Genomic DNA, 2590 nt, shown 5'->3' with positions numbered 1-2590 from the left:
GTAGGTCGCGGAATCGCGGACCGCGCCCATCCGCTCGCCCCGCGTGTCGCCTTCGGGGTATTCGGCCCCCGGGGCGCGGTGGCCGCGGGCGGAAGCGACCCGACGCTGCCGGTGTGCTGGCCCACCTCGAAGGTGATCCGCGGGCCGTCGGGCTTGCCGATGTTGATGGTCTGGCCGTCGTGGATGTCGACGACCGGCACCCGCTGGCCGTCGAGGTAGACCCCGTTGAGCGTGTTGTTGTCGAGCGCGAGCCACCGCCCCCGATCGAAGCGCAGCAGCACGTGCGCGCGGGCGATCAACGGATGGGCGACGCGCAGGTCGGCACGCAGGTCGCTGCCGACGACCACGTCGCGGCCGGCGGCGAAGCTACCTTCGGCGCGGTCAGCTCGAGCCGTCAGCACGGGCTGCGCAGGTCGAGTCATCACATCCAGATTAGGGGTCGTTGGCCGCGGCCCGGCCTCAGCGTTTCAGCCGGATGTGCCAGCGGACGAAGCCGGTGTAGCCGATCGACAGCGCCGCGAGCATCAGCATGTCGAACACGAAAATGTGTTTGGAGTGCTGCCAGATCGGGTCGTTGGTCGGGATCTGCTTGACCTTGACCAGCGATGGGAAGTCGATCGAGGAGGCGCCCGCGGCGTAGCCCCACCGGGCGGGCGTCAGCCACGCCATCTGCTCGAGGCCGATGCGCTGATAGACCGGGATCATGCCGCTGGAGAACACCAGCTGCGACATGATCGACACCACCAGCAGCGGCATGATCTGTTCGTTGGACTGGGCCAGCGCCGACAGCAGCAGGCCCAGCATGGCCGAGGCCACACAGGTGCCGGCGACGGTGACGAACAGCGAGAAGGTGGAGTTGCCGAAGAACTGGGGATGCGCCGTCGGCGCGCCCTTGCCCAGCCGCACGATAATCGTGGCGATCGCCGCCTGTGCCGTCGCGAAGACGCAGAACACCGCGATCTTGGCCAGCAGGTAGGCGGTGGTGGACAGGCCGACGGCCTGCTCGCGTCGGAAGATCGGGCGCTCGCCGATCAGGTCGCGGATGGTCAGCGCGGTGCCCATGAACACCGCGCCGATGTTGAGCAGCACCATGATGTACTGCGGCTGCGTCGGCGCGGGGCCCAAGGGGTCGGCCGGGCCGAGGCCGGGGTGGGGGCCCTTCACCGTCAGCGACAACGCGCCGATGAGGAACGGCAGGACCGCCAGGAAGATGGTGTAACCGCGGTCGGACACGACCAGCCGAACCTGGCGGCGGGCGATCGTGGACAGCTGCCGGAACAGGTTGGTCTGGGGCGGTTCGCCCAGATCGGCCGGGCTCTCCGGGGTCGGTGGCTGCGACGACTGCTGGTTGCGCTCCTTGAAGCGGCGGTTGGCCTCGTCCGGGTCGGCGCCCACCTTGGCGAAGATGTCGGCCCAGTTGCGGGTCCCCATGGCGGACTCGACCTGGTCCGGCGGCCCGCAGAACGCGGTCTTGCCGCCGGGTGCGACCAGCAGGATCTGATCGCAGACGTCGAGGTAGGACACCGAGTGGGTCACCACCAAGACCGTGCGGCCGGCGTCGGCCAGCTGGCGCAGCATCAGCATGACCTGGCGGTCCAGCGCCGGGTCCAGACCCGACGTCGGCTCGTCGAGCAGCAGCAGCGACGGCTGGGTGAGCAGTTCGAGGGCGACCGAAGCGCGCTTGCGCTGGCCGCCGGAGAGCTTGTCGACCCGGGTGTCGGCGTGCTGGGTCATGTCGAGTTCCTCGAGCACCTGCGCGACGATGCGGGCCCGCTCCTGTTTGCTGGTGTCGGGCGGCAGGCGCAGCTCGGCGGCGTAGTTCAGCGCCTGGTTGACCGTGAGCTGGCGGTGCACCACGTCGTCCTGCGGGACCATGCCGATCCTGCTGCGCATCGAGGCGTACTCGGTGTGAATGTTGTGGCCCTCGAAGGTCACGGTGCCCGACGTCGGGCTGGTGTAGCCGACGATCAGCCGCGACAGCGTGGTCTTGCCCGCGCCCGAACCGCCGATGATGGCGGTCAGCGTCCCGGGCCGCGCGGTCAGCGAGATGTGGTCGAGCAGCTGCTTGCCGTGGTCGACGGTGTAGCAGACGGAGTTGACCTCCAGGCCGCCGCTGCGGGTGGCGGCCTCGGTGCGCCGGACCAGGTTGTCGCCGGTGAACACCAGGTCGACGTTGCCGATGGTGACGACGTCGCCCTCGGTCAGCACCGCCGAGCCGACCCGGACGCCGTTGACGAACGTCCCGTTCACGCTGTGCGCGTCGCGGATCTCGGTGCCCAGCGGCGTCTGGATCAGGAAGGCGTGGTGGCGCGAGGCCAGCACGTCCTGGATGACGATGTCGTTGTCGGTGGCGCGGCCGATGGTTTGCGAGCCGGCGGGCTTCTGGATGGCGCCGGAGCGCGACGGCATCAGCGCCTGGAACATCTTTGTGGCCAGGTTCGCGACCTCGGGCGGCTTCGCGGAGGCGGGGGCCATCTGGGTGTGCGGGCTCCCGACGGCGGGCATTTGCGCGATCGGCGGGGCGGGCGGTCGCGCTGGCCAGCTTGGCGCTCGGCGAGGAGACCCCCCGGATGTGGCGCGGCGCGGCCGA

1 protein-coding gene and 2 pseudogenes are annotated in these 2590 nt (G+C 69.9%); all 3 read right to left on the bottom strand.

The genetic code is table 11. The annotated features are described in order from the left end of the window. Positions 1–99: pseudogene (locus tag A9W96_RS33260) on the bottom strand (nitroreductase); the annotation flags it as partial. 116 nt (positions 100–215) lie between these two features. After that, positions 216–422, bottom strand: a pseudogene (locus A9W96_RS33255) (FHA domain-containing protein); the annotation flags it as partial. 37 nt (positions 423–459) lie between these two features. Next, on the bottom strand, positions 460–2590 hold a 2131-nt coding region (locus A9W96_RS07490), incomplete at its 5' end, for an ATP-binding cassette domain-containing protein (RefSeq protein WP_197499438.1).

The organism is Mycobacterium sp. 1245852.3, assembly GCF_001669335.1.
GTDB classification, from domain to species: Bacteria; Actinomycetota; Actinomycetes; order Mycobacteriales; family Mycobacteriaceae; genus Mycobacterium; species Mycobacterium europaeum_A.
This window is presented reverse-complemented; position numbering and strand designations above follow the sequence as displayed.